The sequence below is a fragment of the Syntrophorhabdaceae bacterium genome (genome assembly GCA_028698615.1).
GTDB lineage: Bacteria > Desulfobacterota > Syntrophorhabdia > Syntrophorhabdales > Syntrophorhabdaceae > Delta-02.
The window spans coordinates 50,287-73,915 of sequence record JAQVWF010000001.1 but is presented as its reverse complement, the minus strand read 5'-3'; the positions used below and the strand labels follow the sequence as shown (position 1 = coordinate 73,915).

Annotated in this window: 24 protein-coding genes; all 24 read right to left on the bottom strand. The window is 56.9% G+C overall.

The window, feature by feature from the left end; translation table 11 throughout:
* Positions 1-12 precede the first annotated feature (12 nt).
* Complete coding sequence (metK, locus tag PHC90_00405) at positions 13-1,176, bottom strand: methionine adenosyltransferase (GenBank protein ID MDD3844798.1); 1,164 nt, start codon at positions 1,174-1,176, stop codon at positions 13-15.
* Positions 1,177-1,221: 45 nt separating this feature from the next.
* Positions 1,222-3,006 carry a phosphoenolpyruvate--protein phosphotransferase gene (gene ptsP, locus PHC90_00400; GenBank protein ID MDD3844797.1) on the bottom strand — a complete coding sequence of 595 codons (1,785 nt, stop codon included), beginning with the start codon at positions 3,004-3,006 and terminating at the stop codon, positions 1,222-1,224.
* Positions 3,003-3,269 carry an HPr family phosphocarrier protein gene (locus PHC90_00395; GenBank protein ID MDD3844796.1) on the bottom strand — a complete coding sequence of 89 codons (267 nt, stop codon included), beginning with the start codon at positions 3,267-3,269 and terminating at the stop codon, positions 3,003-3,005. Before PHC90_00395 ends, ptsP begins: the two co-directional genes overlap by 4 nt.
* A 7-nt stretch (positions 3,270-3,276) precedes the next feature.
* Positions 3,277-3,687, bottom strand: coding sequence for a PTS sugar transporter subunit IIA (locus PHC90_00390; protein MDD3844795.1), 411 nt, complete (start codon positions 3,685-3,687; stop codon positions 3,277-3,279).
* Positions 3,688-3,696: 9 nt separating this feature from the next.
* Positions 3,697-4,548: an RNase adapter RapZ gene (gene rapZ / locus PHC90_00385; GenBank protein MDD3844794.1), complete on the bottom strand. Its 852-nt coding sequence runs from the start codon at positions 4,546-4,548 to the stop codon at positions 3,697-3,699.
* On the bottom strand, positions 4,545-5,483 hold the full coding sequence (gene hprK / locus PHC90_00380) for an HPr(Ser) kinase/phosphatase (protein ID MDD3844793.1): 939 nt from the start codon (positions 5,481-5,483) through the stop codon (positions 4,545-4,547). Before hprK ends, rapZ begins: the two co-directional genes overlap by 4 nt.
* Before the next feature lie 67 nt (positions 5,484-5,550).
* Complete coding sequence (locus tag PHC90_00375) at positions 5,551-6,012, bottom strand: PTS sugar transporter subunit IIA (GenBank protein ID MDD3844792.1); 462 nt, start codon at positions 6,010-6,012, stop codon at positions 5,551-5,553.
* Positions 6,009-6,533, bottom strand: a complete 525-nt coding sequence (gene raiA, locus PHC90_00370) for a ribosome-associated translation inhibitor RaiA (protein ID MDD3844791.1) — start codon at positions 6,531-6,533, stop codon at positions 6,009-6,011. The genes PHC90_00375 and raiA overlap by 4 nt, the downstream gene beginning before the upstream one ends.
* Positions 6,534-6,696: 163 nt before the next feature.
* Positions 6,697-8,061 (bottom strand): RNA polymerase factor sigma-54, encoded by a 1,365-nt coding sequence (rpoN, locus tag PHC90_00365; GenBank protein MDD3844790.1) that lies wholly within the window; start codon positions 8,059-8,061, stop codon positions 6,697-6,699.
* Positions 8,048-8,785, bottom strand: coding sequence for an LPS export ABC transporter ATP-binding protein (gene lptB / locus PHC90_00360; GenBank protein MDD3844789.1), 738 nt, complete (start codon positions 8,783-8,785; stop codon positions 8,048-8,050). The genes rpoN and lptB overlap by 14 nt, the downstream gene beginning before the upstream one ends.
* 5 nt (positions 8,786-8,790) lie before the next feature.
* Entirely contained in the window at positions 8,791-9,708 is a 918-nt protein-coding gene (gene lptC, locus PHC90_00355) for an LPS export ABC transporter periplasmic protein LptC (GenBank protein ID MDD3844788.1), read from the bottom strand.
* Positions 9,709-9,759: 51 nt separating this feature from the next.
* Complete coding sequence (locus PHC90_00350; GenBank protein ID MDD3844787.1) at positions 9,760-10,725, bottom strand: KpsF/GutQ family sugar-phosphate isomerase; 966 nt, start codon at positions 10,723-10,725, stop codon at positions 9,760-9,762.
* A complete protein-coding gene (gene kdsA, locus PHC90_00345; GenBank protein MDD3844786.1) occupies positions 10,713-11,534 on the bottom strand; it encodes a 3-deoxy-8-phosphooctulonate synthase in 822 nt (273 codons plus the stop codon). The genes PHC90_00350 and kdsA overlap by 13 nt, the downstream gene beginning before the upstream one ends.
* Positions 11,519-13,168: a CTP synthase gene (locus tag PHC90_00340; GenBank protein MDD3844785.1), complete on the bottom strand. Its 1,650-nt coding sequence runs from the start codon at positions 13,166-13,168 to the stop codon at positions 11,519-11,521. The genes kdsA and PHC90_00340 overlap by 16 nt, the downstream gene beginning before the upstream one ends.
* Positions 13,165-14,352, bottom strand: coding sequence for a cofactor-independent phosphoglycerate mutase (locus tag PHC90_00335; GenBank protein ID MDD3844784.1), 1,188 nt, complete (start codon positions 14,350-14,352; stop codon positions 13,165-13,167). The genes PHC90_00340 and PHC90_00335 overlap by 4 nt, the downstream gene beginning before the upstream one ends.
* A gap of 41 nt (positions 14,353-14,393) precedes the next feature.
* The gene (locus PHC90_00330; GenBank protein MDD3844783.1) at positions 14,394-15,683 is read right to left on the bottom strand and encodes a homoserine dehydrogenase; all 1,290 of its coding nucleotides are present in this window, start codon (positions 15,681-15,683) and stop codon (positions 14,394-14,396) included.
* Positions 15,680-16,864: an aminotransferase class I/II-fold pyridoxal phosphate-dependent enzyme gene (locus PHC90_00325; GenBank protein MDD3844782.1), complete on the bottom strand. Its 1,185-nt coding sequence runs from the start codon at positions 16,862-16,864 to the stop codon at positions 15,680-15,682. The genes PHC90_00330 and PHC90_00325 overlap by 4 nt, the downstream gene beginning before the upstream one ends.
* Before the next feature lie 144 nt (positions 16,865-17,008).
* Positions 17,009-17,491 (bottom strand): adenosine-specific kinase, encoded by a 483-nt coding sequence (locus tag PHC90_00320; protein MDD3844781.1) that lies wholly within the window; start codon positions 17,489-17,491, stop codon positions 17,009-17,011.
* A 163-nt stretch (positions 17,492-17,654) separates the two neighbouring features.
* Complete coding sequence (locus PHC90_00315) at positions 17,655-18,587, bottom strand: radical SAM protein (GenBank protein MDD3844780.1); 933 nt, start codon at positions 18,585-18,587, stop codon at positions 17,655-17,657.
* 164 nt (positions 18,588-18,751) lie between these two features.
* On the bottom strand, positions 18,752-19,462 hold the full coding sequence (locus tag PHC90_00310; GenBank protein MDD3844779.1) for a sulfite exporter TauE/SafE family protein: 711 nt from the start codon (positions 19,460-19,462) through the stop codon (positions 18,752-18,754).
* 162 nt (positions 19,463-19,624) lie between these two features.
* Positions 19,625-20,110 (bottom strand): Cys-tRNA(Pro) deacylase, encoded by a 486-nt coding sequence (gene ybaK / locus PHC90_00305; protein MDD3844778.1) that lies wholly within the window; start codon positions 20,108-20,110, stop codon positions 19,625-19,627.
* Positions 20,111-20,202: 92 nt separating this feature from the next.
* Positions 20,203-21,915, bottom strand: a complete 1,713-nt coding sequence (recJ, locus tag PHC90_00300; protein MDD3844777.1) for a single-stranded-DNA-specific exonuclease RecJ — start codon at positions 21,913-21,915, stop codon at positions 20,203-20,205.
* Positions 21,908-22,810, bottom strand: a complete 903-nt coding sequence (locus PHC90_00295) for a dihydroorotate dehydrogenase (protein ID MDD3844776.1) — start codon at positions 22,808-22,810, stop codon at positions 21,908-21,910. The genes recJ and PHC90_00295 overlap by 8 nt, the downstream gene beginning before the upstream one ends.
* Positions 22,792-23,550, bottom strand: coding sequence for a dihydroorotate dehydrogenase electron transfer subunit (locus PHC90_00290; GenBank protein MDD3844775.1), 759 nt, complete (start codon positions 23,548-23,550; stop codon positions 22,792-22,794). Before PHC90_00290 ends, PHC90_00295 begins: the two co-directional genes overlap by 19 nt.
* Positions 23,551-23,629 lie beyond the last annotated feature (79 nt).

Sequence of the window (23,629 nt, the reverse complement as noted above, 5' to 3'; positions counted from 1 at the left end):
TGTACTCGAGGCCTATATTCCTGCCGCCTTTTTGATCTCTTCCACCATGTCCAGCTTCTCCCAGGTAAATTCCGGTTCGCTCCTGCCGAAATGGCCGCCGCAGGCCGTCATTTTGTAGATGGGCCTGAGAAGGTCCAGTCTCTCAATGATCTTTCTCGGCCTCATGTCGAAGAGATCGTTGACTATCCGGGCTATCTTGTCGGGGCTGATCTTGGAGGTTCCCTGCGTGTCTATCATGACGGACACAGGCTCCGCCACGCCGATCGTGTACGCTATCTGCAGTTCGAGCCTGTCGGCAACGCCTGCGGCAACGAGGTTCTTGGCGATGTAGCGCGCCATGTAAGATGCGCTGCGGTCGACCTTTGACGGGTCCTTGCCCGAAAATGCGCCGCCGCCGTGGCTTCCTACCCCGCCGTAAGTGTCGACGATGACCTTTCGTCCCGTCACGCCGCAGTCACCCTTGGGGCCGCCAACAACGAACCTTCCCGTGGAATTGATGAATATCTTCGTGTTGTCGTCCATAAGCTCCGCCGGAACGATCTTCCTGATGACCTCTTCCGTGATGCCCTCGCGTATCTTCTCGATGGTCACATCGGGGTTGTGCTGGGCGGCGATGACGACGGCATCCACCCTGATGGGCTTCCTGTCGATATACTCTACGGTCACCTGGCTCTTGCCGTCAGGGCGCAGAAAGGGAAGCGTCCCGTCCTTGCGGACGTCGGCAAGCTTCTTGATGAGCTTGTGGGCATACATGATGGACATGGGCATGAACTCAGCCGTCTCGTTGCAGGCATACCCGAACATGAGACCCTGGTCGCCGGCGCCCTGCTCGTGGTCGGATGTCTCGTTGACACCCATGGCGATGTCGGGCGACTGTTCGTCGATGGCCGTCAGGACCGCGCAGGTTTCCCAGTCGAAGCCCATCGAGGAGTCGTTGTATCCTATTCCCTTTACCGTCTCCCTGACTATCTCAGGGACATTGACGTAGCTCGATGTGGTGATCTCTCCGCCGACAAGCGCAAGACCCGTCGTCACGTATGTCTCACAGGCAACCCGTGCCCTGGGGTCGTCTTTGATGATGGCGTCGAGCACCGCATCGGATATCTGGTCGGAAACCTTGTCCGGATGTCCTTCGGCAACCGATTCGGACGTGAATAAAAACCTGCTCATTCCCATTAGTATGATCCTCCTTAACGTTTAGTCTTTATAGAATTTATCCTGCTATCCCCGGACCTTTGGAAAATCTCCGGGGAATAATCTTGCCATTTCGTTCTCTAGAAGAAGCTCCGCTTCCGCCGGCGAGTCCTTCTTCATGATCTCCTCCAGGAGCTCCCGGCAGTATCCGTGATCCAGTCCCCGTATGGTCTTCTTCGCCCGGGGTATGGAATAGGGGTTCATGCTTATCTCGTCAAGACCGAGGCCGAGCAGCACCGGAACATAGCGCGGCTCCCCCGCCATCTCCCCGCAGAGCGCAATGGTGATCCTGTGGGCGTGGGCATCGTCAACGGCCTTCTTGATCATCTTGAGGACGGCCGGATGGAGGGGCTCGTAGAGGTACGAGACGTATTCGTTGACCCTGTCTATGGCGAGGGCATACTGGATGAGATCGTTCGTGCCGATGCTGAAGAAATCGACCTCAGCGGCCAGCATATCGCTTATCATGCACGCCGACGGGACCTCTATCATGATCCCCGTCTTGATGTCCTTGTTGTAGGTGATACGCTTCCGCGAAAGCTCTTCCATGCACTCGGCGATGATGGCCTTTGTCCTGCGCACCTCTTCGATGCCCGAGACCATGGGGATGAGGATACGAAGAGGCCCATATTCGCTGGCCCTCAAGATCCCCTTCAGCTGCGCCTTGAAAAGGGGAATTTCCTTGATGCAGAGCCTTATGGCCCTCAAGCCCATCGCGGGGTTTATCTCCTTGGGCATCTCGATCTCGGAAACGAACTTGTCGCCGCCGATGTCGAGGGTCCTGATGGTGATGTACTGAAGGCTCTTCTTCTCGGCGAGCCTGCGGTAAATGTGGTAATGGTCCATCTCCGTGGGGAGATCACCCTTTCGTGAAAGGTAGATATATTCCGTCCTGTAGAGGCCGATGCCAACGGCCCCGTATTTTTCGACGATGTCCAGCTCGGCAAGGAGCTCTATGTTGGCGCCCACCCTCAGCCGGAAGCCGTCCCTTGTCTCCGCCTTGAGCCTTGCCACCCGGAGGTACTCCTTTTTCTGGTTCCTCAGATGGACCTGCTTGGCAATGTACTCTTTCTGAACCTCTTTGGCGGGGTTGATGATGACAACGCCATCGTCCCCGTCTATGATGACAAGGTCGTTGTTCTTGACGAGGCTCGTGACGTTCCCCACGCCGACGACGGCGGGGATCTCGAGGGCGCGTGCGACGATGGACGTATGGGAGGTCCTGCCGCCCACGTCGGTGGCGAAACCCGAGATGCGGTTGAGATTCAACTGGATCGTGTCGGCAGGCGAGAGATCGTGGGCGATGATGATGGATTTGCCCTTCACCGACCTGGAGCTTATGGGCGATGTCTTTCCCACAACGAGGATCCGGGCGAGTCTATCGTAGATATATTTTATGTCCTGGCCCCTTTCCCTGAGGTAGGGGTCTTCCACCTTGTCAAAGCTGGCGAGGAACCGGGAAACCACGACTTCCAGGGCCCATTCCGCATTTATCAGCTCGCTGCGTATCACGTCCATGACGGAATCGGTGAAGAAGGCGTCCTGCAGGATCAGGATGTGGGCATCGATGATGAAGGCGTGTTTCCTGACGTCATCGTCAGGGATGGAGTCCTTGATGTGATCGAGCTGATCAATGGCCCCCTGAATGGCGGCCTTGATGCGGCTTACCTCGCGCTCGACCTGGTGCGCCGTTATGGAGCGTTTCGCTATCGAAACCTTGCCCCGGTCGATGAGGCGCACCCTCCCTATGGTTATTCCCGAGGAGACGCCGATCCCTTTCAGGATCTTATTGACAAATATTTCTTCTTTCATTCTTCTTTAAATCCATCGTCGATAAGGCCTCCCAGTTCCAGGAAGGCCTTATCCTCATCCGCTCCCTCGATCTTGAGGATTATCTTGCTTCCCAAGGGGCAGGCCAGCATTAAAAGGCCCATGATGCTCTTGCCGTTCACCTGCATCCCGTCCTTTTCGACCATCACGTTGGAGTTGAACCTGGCCGCTGCCTTGACGAACATCGCAGCCGCGCGCGCGTGGAGTCCGAGCCTGTTCCTGATTGTAAATATCCCTTCCTGCATCGGTCTTTCAGTCCTTTTTTCTTGCCTTCAACACGTCCGTAGCGAGATATATGTTCTTCTGCCCGTACTGCGTGATGAAGCCGGCCAGCTCGTCGAGCGGCCGCCCCTCCCTGTATGTCACCAGCTTGATGAGCATGGGAAGATTCACTCCGGCCACCACTTCCACCTTTTCGTCCTCCAGGAAGGAAAGGCTGATGTTCGACGGGGTACCGCCGAACATGTCCGTCAGGATGATGACCCCGTCACCGGTGTCGCTGTTCTTAAGAGCCAGGACAATCTTTTCTTTTGTTTTCTCCACCTGATCGTCGGGGAAAATGTCGACGGCGATGAACTGTTCCTGTTTCCCCATGATCAATTCCGTGGCCGCCACCATCTCCCGCGCGAGATTGAAGTGTGCCACCACTACGAGACCCGTCATGTTGCCTCCTTACTTCTTGTCTATATCCCTGTGAACCGTGGACACACTATAACCCATGGTATTGAGCTGCTCCGCCAGTTCGCCGGCGATGAAGACAGACCGGTGCTTTCCGCCCGTACAGCCAAAGCAAACCGTGAGATAGCTTTTTCCTTCCTTCTCGAATAGAGGTATAAGGTACAACAAAAAATCTGAAAGAAAAAGGAAATATTTCTTGAATACTTCCTGTGACTTGATGAACTCCGTCACCTCACGGTCGAGCCCCGTCTGGTCCCGAAGATCTTCAACGAAAAAGGGGTTCGGCAGGAATCTCACGTCGAGGACTATGTCGGCCTCGAGGGGGAGCCCGAAGGCGTACCCGAAGGACATGATATTGATCTTCATCCGCTGCTCCTGCGCCCCGTATTTATGGAGCGCCAGGCGGCGCAGTTCATGGGGCGTCAGGTGGGTCGTGTCGATGACCTGATCGGCCATGTTCCTGAGCCACGTCATCAGCCTGCGCTCTTCCTTCAAGGCATCCTTGACGTTGGACGAGGCGAAGAGGGGGTGGGAACGCCTCGTCTCGCGGTATCTCCGCACGAGGCTCTCCTCGGAGCTTTCCAGAAAAAGGACCTTCGCGCCGAAATCCTTCTTGACCTTCTTGATGACGTCTTGCCCGTTCTCAAAAAAATCCCTGAGGCGCACGTCGATAACAAAGGCGCACTGCGTTATCTTCTCTCCCTCGTCGCGATTGAGTTCGAGGAATTTGAGGAGCAGTTGGATGGGAAAATTGTCGACACAAAAGAATCCTATGTCCTCGAGCGCCCGCAAAAAGGTTGTCTTACCGGAGCCGGAGATGCCGCTGACGATGAGGATGTCCTTCATTCCGCCTTGTCCTCCATGGATCTTTGCATTCTCTTCTCCAGCTCGATGACGGTGTTGATACCCTGCCTGCGGAGGATGAAATTGCGGCATGCCAGTTCGATGATCGCCGAGACGTTCTTGCCGGAACTGATGGGTATCTTGACAAAAGGCAGATCGACACTGAGCACCTTGTACCTGTCTTCCCTCAAACCCACGCGCTCGCACTCGAGGGACGTGTCCCAGTCGAAAAGCTCGATGACAAGATCTATCTTCTTCTTGTCGAGGACCGCCGACACCCCGAAAAGGTGGCGGATATCGACAATGCCGACACCCCGTATCTCAAGAAGACTCTTTATCATCTCCGGTGCCTCGCCATAGAGATCGATGGCACCGGTCTTCCTGACATGGACGGCGTCGTCCACGACAAGGCGATGGCCCCGCATGATGAGCTCGAGGGCATTCTCGCTCTTGCCGATGCCGGGCCTTCCCATAATGAGGGCACCCACGCCGAGAATATCCATCAGCACGCCGTGGACGGTGGTCGACGGGGCAAGCTTCTCATCGAGAAGCTTTGTTATCCTCTCGATGAATATCGATGTGACGAGTTTTGTCCGTAGAAGGGGAATGCCCTTTTCCTCGGCGGAGACCACGAAGAACTCGGGGATCTTCAGGTTCCGCGAGATGATGAAGCACACCACGTTGTTCCTGCAGAGCTCCCTGATGATCCGCTTGCTCTCGGCCTCCGCAAGCGACCTCAGGTAGGAGATCTCGATATTGCCCAGTATCTGGACCCTGTGGGGGTGGAGGTAGACCATGTGGCCCGTTATGACAAGACCGAGCTTCTGGATCCTTGGGTTGTAGATCTTGCGGGCAAGACCCTTCTTCCCCGCAAGGACCTCGAGTTCCAGTCCATAAAGTTCGTCATCTACAAGCCGTTGAACCTCTATTCCCTTCATGCGCCTTTTTCCGCGGGATCATTTCTCCGACCGGGGACATTTCGCGGCCCGTCCCTGGCGCGGCCCTCTACAGCTTTTCGTCCTCTTCCACGATGCTCTCGTACAGGCAATGGGCATCGGGGGCCTTAAGCAGCTTCTTTCTGAAGGAGGGGTCGCGAAGGATCTTCGAGATCCGCGACAGAACCTTCAGGTGGAGACTCGCTGAGTCCTCGGGGGCGAGGACCAGAAAGAAAAGGTGCACCGGTTCCCCGTCGGCGGCATCGAAATCGACGCCCTCCCGGGAACGGCCGAACGCCACGAGGACGCTGCCCGAACCTTTCATCTTGCCATGGGGGATGGCTACCCCATCTCCTATACCCGTACTCCCCAGGGCCTCCCGCTCCATGATGATCCTGACCACGGGTTCAATGTCCTGTATGAGCCCCGCGGCCTTAAGCTGTTCTGCAAGCTCGGCGAGGATCTCTTTTTTGGTCTTCCCTTTGATATCGGAGATGACCGATGATTCTCTCAATATCTCTGTAAGCCTCAAGACCCCTTCCCCGCAGTTTCAATGAGGCTGAATTTTCCATCCTTCCTTTTGTAGACGATGCACACGTTGTCTCCCTCCCGTTCCCGGAAGACCATGAACATGTCTCCCGACGCCTTGAGCTGCATCACGGCCTCTTCGGGATCCATGGGCTTGGCATCAACGGTCCTCGACACGATGATGCCAAATTCCTCCACGTCAGGTGTCGCGACGGGGCGTTTCGACTTGCTCTCGCGGTATTCCTTCATCTTGTCGCGGTATTTTGTAAGCCTCCGTTCGAGCTTGTCCAGTATCTTGTCGATCGCCGCATAGATATCATCCATGACCTCGTGTGCATTAATGACGACCCCATTGATGGTGAACATGACATCGATACGCTGGCGATACTTCCGCTCAAGGGAGATGACCACGTGTATGTCGAGAGGCGTCTCCACGTACTTCTGAAGACGGGAGAGCTTGTCTTCGACATATCGCCTTACGTCTTCGCTGGTATCAACGTGCCTGAAGCTGGTTGTGATATCCATAGTGCCTCCGCTCATAAAAATAAGGTTGGCGTGCACCAACCTTGGAGCTTATTAATAACAGATATGCCGGATGGTGTCAATCCAATTCCCCGAAAGTATTACGTTAATTCATCAAGCAGCGCGTCGGCTCAATGAACCTCTCCTGTATCCGGAATCTGTTCCCTTAGTCCATCACCGTCCTTTCCCTTGAAGACCGTATGTTGAGTATCTCCCTGTATTTCGCGATAGTGCGACGCGCTATGTTGATATCGTAGCGCGATTTCAGGATGTGGGCTATCTCGTCATCGGTAAGGGGCTTCTTCTTTTCTTCCTTTTTCACCAGTTCCGCCATGAGGTCCATAACGACATTCGTGGAGAGAGGTTCTCCTTCTCCCCTGTTGATGCTCGTAGGGAAAAAGAATTTCATCTCGTACACGCCGTGGGGGGTGCTCATGTATTTGCTCGTCGTTATGCGGCTTACCGTGGATTCGTGAACCCCCACGTCCTGCGCAACGTCCTTGAGGATGAGGGGCTTCAAGGACCGAAGGCCTTTTTCGAAGAATTCACGCTGGAAGTTCACGATGCTCTGGGCGACGAGAAAGAGCGTCCTTTGCCTCTGCTGGATGCTCTTGATGAACCACTCCGCCTGCTTCATTTTGTTCTTTATGTATCTTTTCGTCTCGCCGCTGACCTTCCTGTCCGTTGCGAGCCCGAGGTAGTAACGGCTCATCCTGAGCTCGGGGATATCATCGTTATTGAGCGCGATGTCAAACCCTTCTTCGCCTTTGACGATATAGACGTCGGGAACAACATAGGCTATGAATTCGTCGCTGAAGTTCCTCCCCGGCTTCGGATCGAAGGATTTGATCTTCTCGAAGACCTCCTTGATGCTCTCTACGGGAAAACCGGTGGTCTTTGCTATCCCCTTGAGATTGTTGTGCTGAAAGAGGTCGAAATGATTGGCGACAAGGCTCTCGAAGACGGGGTCTTTCTCCCCCGACACCTCGTATTGAATGAGGATGCATTCCTTCAGGTCCCGGGCGCCGACCCCGACGGGGTCAAGCTTCTGCACCTTTTTCAGGACGGGCTCCAGCGCCTCCACCGGGAAGCCGGAATCCTCCGATATCTCTTCAAGGCCGCATATGAGATACCCATTGTCGTCAATGTTCTCTATGATCCATTCCGCAACCACCCGTTCGCGGGGGTTGAAATCTGAAAGGCCTATCTGCCACCTGAGGTGGTCCCTGAGGTTGTAGGTCTTTCTCACCATATTCTCGTAGTCGGGTGCTTCTTTTTCCTCCCCGGGAAAGTAGTCCTCCGACGGCGAATAGCGTTCCAGGAGCTCCTGTATCTCCCTTTTCTCGTCCTGACTCTCCTCGGCCTCCTGCTGCGGCTCTTCGTCGCCGATCTCCAGAATGGGGTTTTCCTTCATTTCCAGATCGATCGCCTCCACGAGCTCCAGCTTGGAGAGCTGCAGGAGCCGGATGGCCTGCTGCAGCTGCACCGTCAGGACGGGCGAGAGCCGCTGTGTCTGTTTAAGTTCCAACATCGATGTTGAATTCCTCGCCAAGATATACTTCTCGTACGATCCGGTCCTGGGCCACGCTCTCCGGCGTGCCCTCCAGAAGGACCTTTCCCGCATTGACCACGTAGGCCCTGTCGCATATGGGCAGCGACTCGCGGACATTGTGGTCGGACAGCAATATGCCGATGCCCCGTTGTTTGAGGCCGAAGATTATTTTTTTCAGGTCCGAAACGGAGATGGGGTCTATGCCCGAGAAGGGCTCGTCGAGGAGCATGAAATGCGGGGACGTCATGAGCGCCCGCGCTATCTCGAGGCGCCTTCTCTCCCCTCCCGAGAGGGAGTCGGCGCTGTTGCCCGCCAGGTGTTCCAGCTTGAATGACTCGAGTATCTCTATGACGCGGTGGTTGATGCCGTCGGAGTCGGTACCCAGAAACTCCAGGATGGCCTTAAGGTTATCCCTGACGGTCATCTTCTTGAAGACCGAGGGTTCCTGCGGCAGATAGGTTATTCCCTTGCGCGCCCTCATGAACATGGGCAGCTCGGTGATGTCCTCGCCGTTGAGGAGGATCTTGCCGCCGTTGGGCTTTATGAAGCCGATTATCATATAGAAGGACGTCGTCTTCCCGGCTCCGTTAGGGCCAAAAAGCCCGACGATCTCGCCGGTCTCCATGTGCATGCTGATGCCGTCGACGACTTTTCTCGCGTTATACGTCTTCAAAAGGCCCTGTGCGGCCAGAGTAGCTTTCATTCCTGTTATTTTCCCTTTTCCATTCTTATTTTCGGCTTTTCAACAGACAGTTTCCCGTCATTCGTCGTGTAAATCACACGATCCCCTTTCATTTCCACGTTGTCCTTGAAAACCCTCGGAGATTGGGTGAACACTATCTTGCCTTCCTTAAAATGATATACTGCCTTCTCGCTTTTCGCAACAGTGCCTTTCGATATGACACGGACGTTGCCGTCCGCCTCGATGCGGTCTACTTCGTTATCGGTGCTGTATATATGGACGAGATCACATACCATGTTGAGGTCTTCTCCCTTGAGGATGACCTTTCCCTCGAGGATATAGGTGCTCTTCTGGAAATAATAGAGGAGCGTATCCGACTGGAAGCGGTATTGTGCCTTTTCCGTCGCTATTATGCCGCCCACGTCGGACAGAAGCCTCAGGGTCTCCTCGTTGGTATTGGCAAGGAGCCCGGTGCCGCGCATGTCGATCTTTTCCCCCTTGATATCCACCGCATCCTTGGTGGTCGTTATGCCATTCTTGAAGTCGAAATCCATGTAAGAGCTCTTGAGGGTGTACTCGCCCTTGTAGAAGACCTCCACGTTGTCGACCCTGCCTGATTCCTTCTCCGTATCCATGGAACCTTTCGTTCCCGTGAACTCTATGATGACGTCAGGCTTCGGCTTGTAGGTCCCCCGCAGGTCCTCGAGTTCGATAAGCGGCCTGTCTATGTACTTTCGGGCAACCTTCGCCGTCAGCTCCCAGTCGACAACACCGCGCCTCTCCCCCGTGTATTTCACATCCTTGAAAACGACGGCCTTGCTGTCATCCTTCACCATCCGGATGTCTTGTCTTTCAGGCTTGCTTATGAAGAAATACAGGGCAAGGAACAGGCTTGCCATGATACAAACAAGAGATATGAATATAATGATCTTTCTGTTGCTCATGCGTCCTCATATATGACGAAGGGAGGTCTCCCCGAAACGGCCGCCATCTATTTATACCACCTTGGCCCTGAGGAGGTCGTGGATGTGAATTATCCCCACGGGGCGTGCTTCTTCATCACCGACCACGAAAAGAGACGTGATCGAAAAATCCTCCATTTTCTTCAGGGCATGCGCGGCAAGCGCATCCCTGCTGACCACCTTCGGCCTCGGCGTCATCACATCGCCTGCCTTCTTCGCCAGGAGCGAATCGTCGTAGCGCTCGATGGCGCGCCTCAGATCGCCGTCGGTTATGATCCCCGCAAGACACCCCTCGCCGTCGTAGACCCCTGTCACGCCAAACCGTTTCGACGTTATCTCCAGGATGACGTCCTTCATGGACGTCTCTTCAGAGACTCCGGGGACCGCATCCCCGGTGTGCATGAGGTCCTCGACCCTCAGAAACAACTTCCTCCCCAGGGAACCCCCGGGGTGGAGCAGGGCGAAGTCCTCCACCTTGAAGGAGCGCCTTTCCATGACCGCTATGGCCAGGGCGTCGCCCAGGGCGAGGGTCGCCGTGGTGCTCGACGTGGGCACCACGTTGTAGGGACAGGCCTCTTCCACGTTGACGGCCAGGGCCACGTCGCCCAGCCGGGCTATCGTGGATGCGGCATCGCCCGTTATCACAACAAGGGGGATATCGAGGCGTTTTACCCAGGGTATGATCTTCAGCACCTCTTCCGTCTCCCCGCTGTTGCTGACGACGACAAGAACGTCGCCGCGCTGGAGCATCCCAAGGTCGCCGTGGAGCGAATCGGCGGGATGGACGAACAGCGCCGGCGTTCCCGTGCTCGAAAGGGTCGAGGCGATCTTTTTGCAAACAAGCCCCGATTTGCCCATTCCCGTCAGGACGACCCTGCCCGTGCAGCCGAATATGATCTCCGCCGCCCTGTTGAACGTCTCATCGAGGCTCTCCATGACCTTCATGAGGGCTTCGGCCTCTTTTCTCAGGACATCCTTTCCGGTTTTCAGGTGGTCCACAGGGCCTCCTCTATTCTCTTCAGGGTCCGAAGGACGGGAGCAAGCTCGTCGAGGGGAAGGGAATTGTCCCCATCGCAAAGGGCCATTTTCGGATCCGGATGGACCTCCATGAATATCCCTTCGATGCCGACGGCCACTGCGGCCCGCGCCAGAGGGACAATAAAACGGCTTTCGCCCCCGGAGCGGTCCGTCATCGCCGAGGGCTGCTGCACGCTGTGGGTCGCATCGAAGACGACGGGATACCCGAAGTCCTGCATGATGGGAATGGCCCGGAAATCATTGACGAGCGCGTGGTACCCGAAAGAGGTCCCCCGTTCGGTGACGATTATATTCCCGTTCCCCGTCGACTCCACCTTCCTGATGGCGTGCACCATGTCCCGGGGAGACAGGAACTGGCCCTTCTTTATGTTAACGGCCTTGCCCGTCCTGCCGCAGGCGGTGAGTATGTCCGTCTGCCGGGAAAGGAGCGCCGGCACCTGGAGAACATCGACGACCGCTGCGGCCGCTTCCGCCTCACCGGCGGAATGGACATCCGTCAGGACAGGCACGCCGAGCTCCGTCTTTACCTCTTTGAGAATGGCAAGCCCCTCGTCTATCCCGGGCCCCCTGAAACCCGATATGGATGTCCTGTTCGCCTTGTCGTAGGAGGACTTGAAAATGAACGGCACGCCGAGTTCCCCCGTTATCCGGGCAAGGCTCCGTGCCGTTTTCAGCGTTATGTCCCTACCCTCAATGACGCAGGGACCCCCGATAAAGACAAAAGGCCTGCGGCCGATGGTGACATTGCCGATGGTTATTTCTTTTTGCACTTCTGTCTCTCCTGCCTCCGTTTTAGCGAAGCCTTTATGAAATCCCGGAACAGCGGGTGCGGGTCAAAGGGCTTCGATTTGAACTCGGGATGGAACTGGCATCCGAGGAACCAGGGATGCCCCTTCATCTCCACGATCTCCACGAGCGTCCCGTCGGGGGAAATGCCCGATACGATCATACCGCTCTTCTCAAGGCGTTCGCGGTATTTCATGTTGAACTCGAAGCGATGGCGATGACGTTCATGCACGATGTCCTGCGCATAGGCCTTGTGCGCCAGGCTGCCCGGCTTGAGGACACACGGGTAGGCGCCGAGCCTCATGGTCCCGCCCTTGTCGGAATACTGGTCGCGCCTTTGTACGTGGTTCTCCCTGTCCGTGAACTGTTCGATGAGGTATATAAGGGGGTGCGGCGTCTTTTCGTTGAATTCGCAGCTATTGGCGTCCCTGCAATCCGCAAGGTGGCGCCCTATCTCCACGACGGCAAGCTGCATGCCGAGGCAAAGGCCGAAGAAGGGTATCTTCTTTTCCCGCGCGTGCTCGATGGCATTGATCTTTCCCTCGATGCCGCGGTCCCCGAACCCGCCGGGCACGAGGATGCCGTCGACGCTGAAGAGGTCCGCGGTTATCCCCTTTTCGATGTCCTCGGAGTCGACATACCGGATGTTCACCTTGCAGTCGTTGGCGATCCCGCCGTGGACCAGGGCCTCGTTGAGGCTCTTGTAAGAGTCCTTGAGCTTGACATACTTCCCGACGAGGGCAATGTCCACCTCTTTCTTCGGGTGCTTTATGGTGTCGCCGATGGCCTCCCACTTGGAGAGGTCCGGCTTCTTGGCCCAGATATTGAGAAGCTTCGTTATCTTGTCGTCGAGCCCTTCATTGTGGAAGGCAACGAGGACCTCATAGATGATGTCGGCGTCCTTGGCGGCGATGACGGCGTCCTTCTCGACGTTGCAGAAAAGGGAGATCTTGTCCTTGAGCCCCTGGGAGAGGGCCCTTTCGGTCCTGCACAGGAGGATGTCCGGCTGGATGCCTATCCTTCTGAGCTCGTTCACGCTGTGCTGGGTCGGCTTCGTCTTCATTTCGTCGGCGGTTTTGATGAAGGGGACCAGCGTCAGGTGGACAAAGAGTGAGTTCTCCTTTCCGAGGTCGTTGCGGAGCTGGCGTATCGCCTCAAGGAAGGGCAACCCTTCAATGTCGCCCACGGTGCCGCCTATCTCGACGATGACCACATCTATGCCTTCGTCCACGTCGAGGACCCGGCGCTTTATCTCGTCCGTGATGTGGGGGATGACCTGAACGGTGCCGCCGAGGTATTCTCCCTTCCGTTCCCGGGAAATGACCGTATCGTAGACCTGTCCCGTGGTGAAATTGCATTTCTTCGAGAACGCCGCCGTGGTGAAGCGCTCATAGTGCCCAAGGTCGAGGTCTGTCTCGGCCCCGTCCTCGGTCACGAAGACCTCGCCGTGCTGAAAGGGGTTCATCGTTCCCGGATCAACGTTGATGTAGGGATCAAGCTTCTTTATAGTGATGGTGAGCCCCCGGGATTCGAGAAGCGCACCGATGGACGCGGCTGCTATGCCCTTTCCCAGCGACGACACCACGCCGCCAGTCACGAAGATGAATTTCTGTCTCATTGTTCTTTTCCCCCTATAAGTACCCTCACCATCTCTTCGCCGCTTATCACCGCCCCGCCTGCTTCCTCGTCGTAGTCCCTGCCCTCGCCGCCGACTCGTTCGTTCCTGTCATAGACTGCGAAGGGCACCGGCGTGGCATAATGGGTCCTCATCGTGATCGGCGTGGCATGGTCGGTGACGATGAGAAACCGCGTATCCCTTTCCGCTTCCTTCAGAAGGACGCCGAGCACATCCCTGTCGATGTGCTCTATGGCCTTTATCTTTTCGGGGATATTGCCGCTGTGGGACGCCTCGTCGGGCGCCTCCACGTGGATGTACACTATGTCGTGGTCCTCGAGCAGCTTCATGGCCGCCCGGGCCTTTGCGCCGTAATCGGTGTCAAGGTACCCTGTTGCCCCCTCGACGACGGGGGTGGTGAATCCCACGAGGCTCGAAATGCCCCGCACGAGGTCCACGGCACAGACCGTCGCCCCGGCAAGGCCGAATTTTTCCCTGAATGGCGGCAACGCCGCCCTTTTCCCCTGGCCCCAGAGCCAGATGCTGTTCGCCGGAAGCTTGCCGGCGTCGATACGCCTGCTGTTGAGGTCGTGAGATCCCAGTATCTCCCGGGAGCGGTCCATGAGAGAGAGGATCGTAGCCGCCCCTTTGCCGGCGGGAAGGTGCCCGGCGGTATCTTTTCCTGTTATATCGTGCGGCGGAGTCGTCGAGAGCTCCCAGGCGCCGCCCTTCCATATCATAATGTGGCGGTACCCGACCCCGGGGAAAAAGGTTATCTCGCCGGTCCCCAGCTTTTCGTTGAGGGACTCGATAAGGACTCCTGCCTCTTCGGTGGAGATATGCCCCCCGGAATAGTCGCACATTGTGTCGCCGCCGCCCGTCCCGATATTGACAAGATTGCACCGGAAGGCGACATCGTCGGGACCCATGGGTATGCCCATGCCGAAGGCCTCTATCGGGGCCCGTCCCGTGTAATAGAGCGCCGGGTCATAGCCGAAGATGGACATTCCCGCCACGTCGCTGCCGGGAGGAAAACCGTCGGGTACGGTCTTGACCCTGCCTCTTATGCCCTTTCGGGCCATCATGTTCATGTTCGGCTTGTCTGCGGCCATGAGCGGCGTCTTGCCCCCGAGTTCATCGAGGGGAAAATCCGCCATGCCGTCGCCGATAAGTACAACATATTTCATGCGTTACCACACCCCGAGCGGTCGAGTGGTCTCTGGGCCTCTCACAAATTGCCTTCCTCGATCCTTATATGAACGCTCTCTCCTTTCGTAAAGGAAAGCCCGTCTATTTCCCTCTTTGCCTTCCCGAGACCCTCTTCGGAGGCATCGTGAGTGACCATCACCACGGGGACATAGCCGCTGAGCTTCCGACCCCGTTGCGTCACCGCCGATATGCTTATCCTGTATTCCGACAGGATGCCGGATATCTTCGAAAGCACGCCCGGCCTGTCCTGGGCCATCACCCTGAGATAGTAGGGAACCGGGGAGGCCTTGCCCTCCTTGAACCTGCCCGCGACGGTGAGGCCCCGGGGGCACTTTAAGCTCCCCCCATCGAAGATCCTCTTCGCGATGTCGACGATGTCGCTCACGACGGCGCTTCCCGTCGGTTCGCTTCCCGCGCCCTTTCCATAGAAAAGGTTGGGACCCACCATATCGCCCACGATATAGACGGCGTTATAGACGCCGTTCACGCTGCTCATGGGGTGATTGACGGGCAGCATCGCCGGCTCGACGCGGGCCTCGATTCCCGTGCCCAGCTTCTTCGCAATGGCGAGGAGTTTTATCTTGTACCCGAAATCCCGTGCAAAACCGATATCGACGGGGTCTATGCTGGAGATGCCCCGCGTCGTTATCCTGTCCATGGTAATGGGCGAGGCGAACGCAAGCCTCACCAGCAGGGAGAGCTTGTGCGCGGCGTCTATCCCCTCGACATCGAAGGTGGGGTCCTTCTCCGCATACCCCTTTTGCTGGGCGTCCTTGAGGGCCTCTGCGAAGGATATGCCCTCCTCCGTCATCCGCGAGAGGATGTAGTTGCTCGTGCCGTTCAGGATCCCCAGGATGTAGGTCAGGTCGTTGCCGACGAGACCATCGCGGATCGCCCGGATAACGGGGATGCCCCCGCATACGGAGGCCTCGAATCCGATCTCGCACCCTTTCCTTGCGGCAAGACCGAAAAGGTCGGCGCCTCTTTCCGAAAGGAGCGCCTTGTTTGCCGTCACGACCTGCTTCCCGAGGTTGAGCGCAGCGATGATGAAATCGCTGGCTGGATGCACGCCGCCGATGAGCTCCACGACTATGTCTACTCTCTCGTCGCGGATGAGCTCCATGGCATCGGAGGTCACGGTGCCCCGCGCCAGGCCTTTTCCCTTTATCTTGCGCGGATCCACCTCTGCCACCCTGACGACGCCGATATCGACGCCCGTTCTTTTGCGAATGAGTGCGGCGTGCTCCGTCAAGATCCGGTATGTGCCGGCCCCTACTGTTCCCAGTCCTATAATTCCTATTCCGATCATGATCTTCCCGTGGGGTAAAGGAAATTCCTGATCCCCTTCACCGCTTGTTTTATCCTGTGCTCGTTCTCTACAAGAGCGAACCGCACGTATCCTTCCCCGAACTCACCGAAGCCGATCCCCGGTGATGTGGCCACCCTGGCTTCCTTGAGAAGAAGCTTCGAAAACTCGATGGACCCCATCGCTGCGAACTGCTGCGGTATCCTTGCCCAAACGAACATGGTGGCCCTCGGCTTATCAACCTCCCACCCGAGACGGCATAGCCCTTCACAAAGCACGTCGCGCCGCGCCCTGTATCTTTCGACGATATCGGGCACGTCCTTGTCGCCTTCATTGAGGGCGATGATGGACGCGATCTGGATGGGCTGAAAGACACCGTAATCGAAGTAGCTCTTTATCCTGCCCAGGGCGTTTATCATCTTCCTGTTGCCCACCGCGAACCCGACCCGCCAGCCGGCCATGCTGTAACTTTTCGACAGGGAGAAGAACTCCACCCCCACATCCTTCGCGCCGGCGACCTCGAGAAGGCTCGGCGCCCTGTAGCCATCGAAGACGAGGTCGGCGTAGGCGAGGTCATGGACGATCATCATGTCATGTTCCTTCGCGAACTGGACTATCTTTTCAAAGAAGTCCCTTTCTACCACCTCCGTGGTGGGGTTGTGGGGAAAACTGATGATGAGCATTCGTGGCAATGGCCACGTTGTCTTCACGGCGATGTTGAGCCTTTCGAAGAACTCCTCCTTCGGCAGAAGCGGGATGGTCCTTAAGTCTCCCCCGGAGATGACCACCGAATAGGAGTGGATGGGGTAGGCCGGATTAGGGACGAAGACGATCTCCCCCTGACTGATGGTGGCAAGCACGAGATGCCCGATGCCTTCCTTGGCGCCCATGGTGACGACAACCTCTTCCTCGGGGTCGACGTCCACGTTGTAGCGCCTCTTGTACCAGCCGGAGACAGCGCTGCGAAGGTTGGTTATACCCCGCGTTGCGCTGTAGCGGTGGTTCCTGGGGTTCCGTGCCGCCTCGACGAGCTTCGAAACGATGTGTTTGGGCGTCGGCAGGTCGGGGTTCCCCATGCCAAGGTCAATGATATCCTCACCTCTTCTGCGCGCCTCTATAAGAAGCTCTCGCACAATGCCGAACACGTAGGGCGGCAGTCGGGATATCCTGTAAAAGTCTTCCATTTATGTTGAAAATTAACACATTCCCCGGGATACAATCAACACAAAAGCCAAGCAAGAATTGGGCCAAAGAGGCGGGTAACGGGTAATGGACCAATGGAAGACGGGGACCCTCCACCTGCCGCCCATCACCCGTTACCCGCCTTTCTACAGCTTATAGCCGAACTTTCTGAGCATCTCCTTCCGGGCCTTCTTGTCGTCGTCCTTTTCTATGCCTGCAGGTCTTGCGCCGTCGATGACGCCCATGATGCCCCGGCCATCGCCCGTTTCGGCTATCACGATGTCCAGGGGGTTTGCGGTGGCGCAGAAGATCTGGCACACCTCCTGGCAGGCCTTCACCGCATTGAGGACGTTGATGGGAAAGCCGTCTCTCATGAATATAACAAAGGTGTGCCCACAGGAGAGCATAAGAGAGGTCTCGGCGGCAAGCTTCGCGAGGTCCTCGTCGTTGCCTTCGTACCTCACAAGGCAAGGCCCGCTGGCCTCGGAAAAGGCGACGCCGAACTTCAGGGACGGCGCCGAACCAATGAGTATCTCATAGAGGTCCTCAACAGTCTTGATAAAATGGGACTGCCCGATGACGATGTTCAACCCTTCCGGTATATCGATTCTAACGGTTTTGAGTTCCATCCTGCCTCCTCTTAAGATGATAATGACCAATAACCAAACCACAATGACCAAAAAATAACCAATTTACCAAATTACAATAACCAGACAAAAGCGTAAACAAGAACAGCATGATATTCTATTGGGCGTTATCATTGGTTTCTTTCCCTTGGTTATTGTAATTGGGTCATTGGTCATTCTCTTTATTAAAGGGTTCTTCCTTCCCGAAGTCGGGCACGAAAAGTCGGGAACTTTCCGGTTCCTGGATGAAAACGTTTTCGAAACCATTGTTAATAAGGAAGGAAACTACCTCGTCGTACTCTTCCTGTCTGATCTTTCTGCGGAGCATCGGGTACCTTCCCGAGTGGTGCAGGGGGAGATATTGGGACATGAGACCGATCCAGGTCTGTGTCCCCAGGTTTTCGCGGATCCAGTCAAACACCTGCCGCGACCCGGCAAGTCCTCCCGGCAGGACAAGGTGGCGCACCAGGATGCCCTTTTTAGCGATTCCTTCCTCGACAACGAGGTCCCCGACCTGGCGCTTCATCTCCATGATGGCCGCCCGGGCACATTCGGGATAAGGCGCCTGTCCTGCGGCGCCGGAAAGCTTCTGCGCGATAACGGGGCTCCAATATTTGAAATCGGGGAGATAGATGTCGATAAGCCCGTCGAGAGACCTCAGCGCATCGATGCTGTCGTAGGCGTTCGTGTTATAGAGAAAGGGTATCCCGATCCCCCTTTCTTTCGCCTCTTTGATGGCCGCCGCGATGAACGGGACATAGGGCGTGGGGCTCACGAGGTTGATGTTGTGGCAACCCGTTGCCTCCAGGGAAAAAAACATGGCAACGAGCTCTTCGAGGCTTACCGTCTTGCCCTGCCCCTCGTGGCTTATCTGGTAGTTCTGGCAGAAGACGCAGCGAAGGTTGCAAAAGGAAAAGAAGATATTCCCCGAACCCCCTGTCCCCGTTATGGGCGGCTCTTCCCCGAAATGGGGCCCGAAATGGGCCGCCATGATATCCGCACCGGCCCCGCAGAACCCCCGATCACCGCCGGGCCGGTCGGCGCCGCAGCGACGCGGGCAAAGGATACAAGGAGCGAGCATGGAAAGGTCGGTCTTCATCCGCAATAGTATAGCAGAAACGAGGGGGCGGGTGATGGGTTCCGGATCATACCTGTCCAAGATAAATTTACGGCAGCGGACAGGCAAACCCTCTGGGGCACCTCACGAAAGTTCCCGGAGGGTCCAATGACCAAAGGAGAACCGGCGCCACTGTATCGCTTTTCTCACAGCCCCAGAAACTGGATCATCAAACCGCAGGTGAGGATGGTCAGCCCGGCTATGGCATGAGTGTAACGCTCGGCCCGATCGAGCACCTTGAAGCTTAAGCCCGCCCTCATGAGCAGCACCGCCGCCATCATCGTCGCTATCGTCACAACCCCGAATGTCAGGCTCACCATCGCCACGCCCATAAAGCTTTTCCGGGCAGCAGGATAAATGAGGAGCGGGATCAGGGGTTCGCAGGGGCCAAAAACAAATATTATGAAGAGGACCCAGGGGGTAAGGGTCTTTTTGCCTTCTTCGTGAAGATGGGCGTGGTTGCCGTGGTGCGTATGCTCATGCTCGTGAACGTCGCCGGCACCGTGGAAGTGGACATGTTTATGGGGTCTGTTGAGGATCGCCCGCCTGATCCCCCACGCGCTGTAGGCGAGGCCGAAGGCGATGAGCAGCCATGCCGCCACCGTCCCCCGGGTGGATTCTATGAACTCGAGCTTCTCCAGGGCAACCCCCAGGGCAACCCCTGCGAGGCCGAGAACGATGGAGCTCAGTATATGCCCCAGGCCGCACGAGAAGGTAACCGCCGCGGTCTTCAGGGTGGACCATTTTCTTGACCAGGAGAGCATCACAAAAGGCACATAGTGGTCGGGACCGAAAAGCGTGTGAAAAAAGCCTATCGATACGGCGGCGATGAGCAGTGCGGACAGTTCAGGAGACATAGTGGTCCTTGAGATTGGTCTTAACGGGGGGCATAGGACGTATGGGACATATAGGACGCATGGCACCTGTTGTAGTTTCGTGTCATTATAATAACTTTGCAGCCGCTTGTCCACATCGACGATCCCTCCCCGTCCGGTCTTTCCTTGAACCTTGAACCGTTTTTATTCTATCCCGACGTGTACCAGCTTCGGTTGCAATGTTTTCACTATGTCGCCGGGGTCCATTGCGATGAGGTAGCCGCGCCTCCCGCCGTTGATGTAGATCTTCGGGAGGGCGAGGATCGTCTCTTCCATGTAGACGGGCATGGCCTTGCGGGTGCCAAAGGGCGAGGTGCCGCCGACCATGTAGCCCGAGTGCTTCTGTGCCGTCTCGGGCGTGCATGGTCCCACCTTTTTGACGCCGATAATGCGGGCGAGATCCTTGGTGGAAACCTCTTCGTCGCCATGCATGAGAACGACAAGGGGCTTTTTGTTCTCGTCCTCCATAATGAGGGTCTTTACCACCATGTGCTCATCGACGTGATACTGTTTCGCGAACGTCGAGGTGCCGCCGTGCTCCACATACTGATAGGGATGCTCCGAGAACTCTATCTTCCTGTCCCGAAGGAACCTGATGGCGGGAGTGACATGTGTCTTGTCTTTGCTCATCGACAACCTGGAGAGAAGATAATGATCAATGACCAGACAAAAACAAGACCGGCATGATATTCACTTTGACGTCGTCATTAATTCTTTTCGTTTCATTGGTTATTATCTGCCCCTGCCATTTCTTTTATGTTCAAATGTATAAACCTCTCCCCCATCTCCATCTTCACCACCGGGGAAGCGATTATTCTTGCGCCGTTATCCTTCTGGAAGGGGCCTTTTGTTGCGTAAAAGCCGTACCACGTCCTGTTGCTGCCGTCCGTGATCCTTGTCCGGCCGCTTGGTGCCGCGATAACGCCTGCGGCCTCGAAGAGCAGGTTCGGGCGGGGATTGCCGATGCCGAAGGGGCCGAGGTCTTCCAGACCGTCCATTGCCTCCGTTGTCAGTTCGTCGAATCCCGCCGCGGTGTCAATCTGCACCACGCGTTTCCGCGAAATGATGGTTCCCTCCACCGCTCTTTCGAACGCCTCGGCGAAGAGGGGAAGGTTCCCCTCTTCCAGGGAGATGCCGCACGCGTACTTGTGCCCCCCGTATTTCAGAAGGAGGGGCGAAAGGGAGCATATGGCCTCGAAGAGGTCCATGCCGTCGCCACCCCTGCCGGAGCCCTTCCATATGCCGTTGACCCGGGTGATGACGATGGCCGGTTTTCCGAACTGTTCCGCCAGCTTTTGGGCAACTATCCCCAGAACGCCTGCGTGCCATTTCTCGTTAAAAACGACGATGGTCTTTTTGGCTGAAAGACCGCCCGTCCGCAGGGAGTTCATAATCTCCTCGTGGATCTTTTTCTCCAGCCTTTGCCGTTCGCTGTTCGCCTTCTGAAGTTCCGCGAGCAGGCCGAGGGCTGTGTTTTCGTCGGGCGAGACGAGGAAGTCGAGGGATTTGTGGGGGCGTGAGACCCTGCCCGTGGCATTGATCCGGGGAACGATGACAAAGCCGAGGGCGAATTCGTTGACGAGACCCTTGGGGACGAGCCTGTTCCCCAGCATCGATCGCAGCCATGCCCTTGGTTTCTTGTTCATGACCTCCATCCCGTGGCGCACCAGGATCCTGTTGTCCCCGAGGAGCGGCACCATGTCGCCAACGGTTCCCACGGTCACGAGGTCAAGCTCTTTTTTCAGGTTGATATGTGCCGGGATGAGCCCCTTTTTGTGCATCACCCGGCGCAGGCCGAGGAGAAAGAAAAAGGTGACGCCGCACGCCGCCAAATCCCTCGTGGGAAACAGGGAGTCCTTGCGTTTGGGGTTTATGACGGCGACAGCCGGGGGAACCTCCGCTCCCATCTCGTGGTGGTCTATGACAATGGTATCCATGCCAAGGCGGCGGGCATGGGCTATTTCCTCGGCATTGGAGGCACCGCAGTCAAGGGAGACGATAAGGCCCACCCCCTGTCTCGCCAGGTCCCCGATCTTGTCGATACTGAGCCCGTATCCTTCCTCCCGGGTGGGTATGTGGACGACGGGCGATATCCCGAGATGAAGGAGGAAATTGAACATCAGGGCAAGGCAGGAAACCCCGTCGGCATCGTAGTCACCCCAGATGCAGATCCGCTCCCCCTTGCTGACCGCATCGATAAGCCGCGCGATGCCCTTGTCCATATCGGGCAGCAGGAAGGGGTCGGACAGGTCATCGAGTCGCGGCTTCAGGAAGACGCCTGCTTCATCGGACGTCCTTACCCCCCGGGCGACAAGGATGCGCGCAATGAGGGGGGGCAGGCCGAGGCCTTCCGCTATGTCACGGGCGAACCGGGCGGCGTCCTTTTCCTTCATGCCCTCAAGAGCGACACCGACCGGCACGCCGCTATTATCCATGGGTGGTCCCTACAATCGCGGATATGTCGCCGCAACGGGACTTGTCGAGCCACGAATCGAGTCCGGCTATGATCTTTGGCATGGTGAACGGGTCTATGAATGTGGCGGTCCCGATCTGAACGGCCCTGGCTCCCGCCATGAAGAACGCCAGGGCATCATCGGTGTCCATTATCCCCCCCACGCCGATGACGGGTATGGGAACGGCCTGGGAACATTCGTGAACGGCACGCAGGGCAACGGGTTTCAGGATGGGGCCCGAAAGACCGCCCTTTAAGGGAACCTTCCGGTTTTTCACGTCAACGACCGCCGCCGGCATGGTGTTAATAAGCGTCAGTCCGTCGGCGCCCCCTTCATGGGCGGCGCGGGCGATCTCGGCCAGGTTCTTTACTTCCGGTGTCAACTTGGCGATAAGGGGTATCTCTGTGACCGCTCTTACGGAGCGCACAATGGTGTGGACAGCTGAGGCCTCTTTTCCAAAGCTGATCCCGCCTTTCTTGATATTGGGACAGGAAAGGTTCATTTCCAGGGCGATGATGAGGTCGTGGGGTTCTATACTCCTCGCGCAGGACAGGTATTCCTCTTCGCTGAAACCGAAAAAGTTGACGATGACGGGACACTTTTTCTCAACGAAGAAAGGGAAGTAACGGGAGAAGAAAAGGTCGACGCCGACATTCTGGAGGCCAATGGAGTTTATCATCCCGCAACGCTCCTCCCAGACACGGGGGGTCGCGTTGCCATGGTGGGGCTTCGCGGAGAGACCCTTCGTTACATAGGCCCCCATTGTTTCCACTGCCCAGAGGGGCTCTATCTCGACACCGTACCCCAGGGTGCCCGATGCGTTCATGACGGGGTTCTTGAGCCTCTTTCCGAAAAGGTCTACAGCGAGAGATCCCATAGGCTGAATACCGGTCCTTCCTTGCACACCCGTTTATAGGGACTTGCCTCGTCCCTCGTGGCGACGACACAGCCGAAACACAACCCCATGCCGCAGGCCATTCTCTCCTCAACGGAAACCTGGCAGGGGATCCCGTGGGGTTCGAGGAGGGTCTTCAGGCTCTTCACCATGCCCTGCGGGCCGCAGGCGAAGACCTCCGGGCTCTTCCCCCGGTACTCGCCGAGATGCTGCCCCAGGAGGCCTACCACGTCGCCCGCGAATCCGCTGGACCCGTCCATGGTCGACGCGAAGACCTCCGGCCCTTCAAGGTCTTCGGCCATGCGAAGCTCTTCTTTTCCCGTGACACCGAGGAACAGGGTCGCCCTGTCTCCCAGGCGCCTCAGGAGCATTCTGACGCCGGCATAACCGATCCCCCCGGCAACGACGAGGCGGGTGGTCCCTTTTGTCACCGTAAAGCCATGACCCAGGGGGCCGAGGACCATGACGGGCGCCTTCCTGCCGGCGGCGCTTAAGGCGTCCGTTCCCTTGCCGACAACACGATACACGACCGTCAACGTTCTACCCTGGGAGTTGTAGATACTGAAGGGCCTTCGCAGGAATATCTCCCCGTCAGGGATCTTCAACATGACGAATTGCCCGGGCGACACCTTGCCGAGAGGCCTCTCAAGGCTTACCCTGAGACGCCGGTAGCCGGCCGCAACGCAACCGTTCTCTATGATCTTTCCCGGAATGTCATCCATGCTTTCTTCTGTCCCCGGTGGAATATACCATTATTACATAAAGGCCGACACCTTCGGTAAGCGATTGTAACCCGTAAGA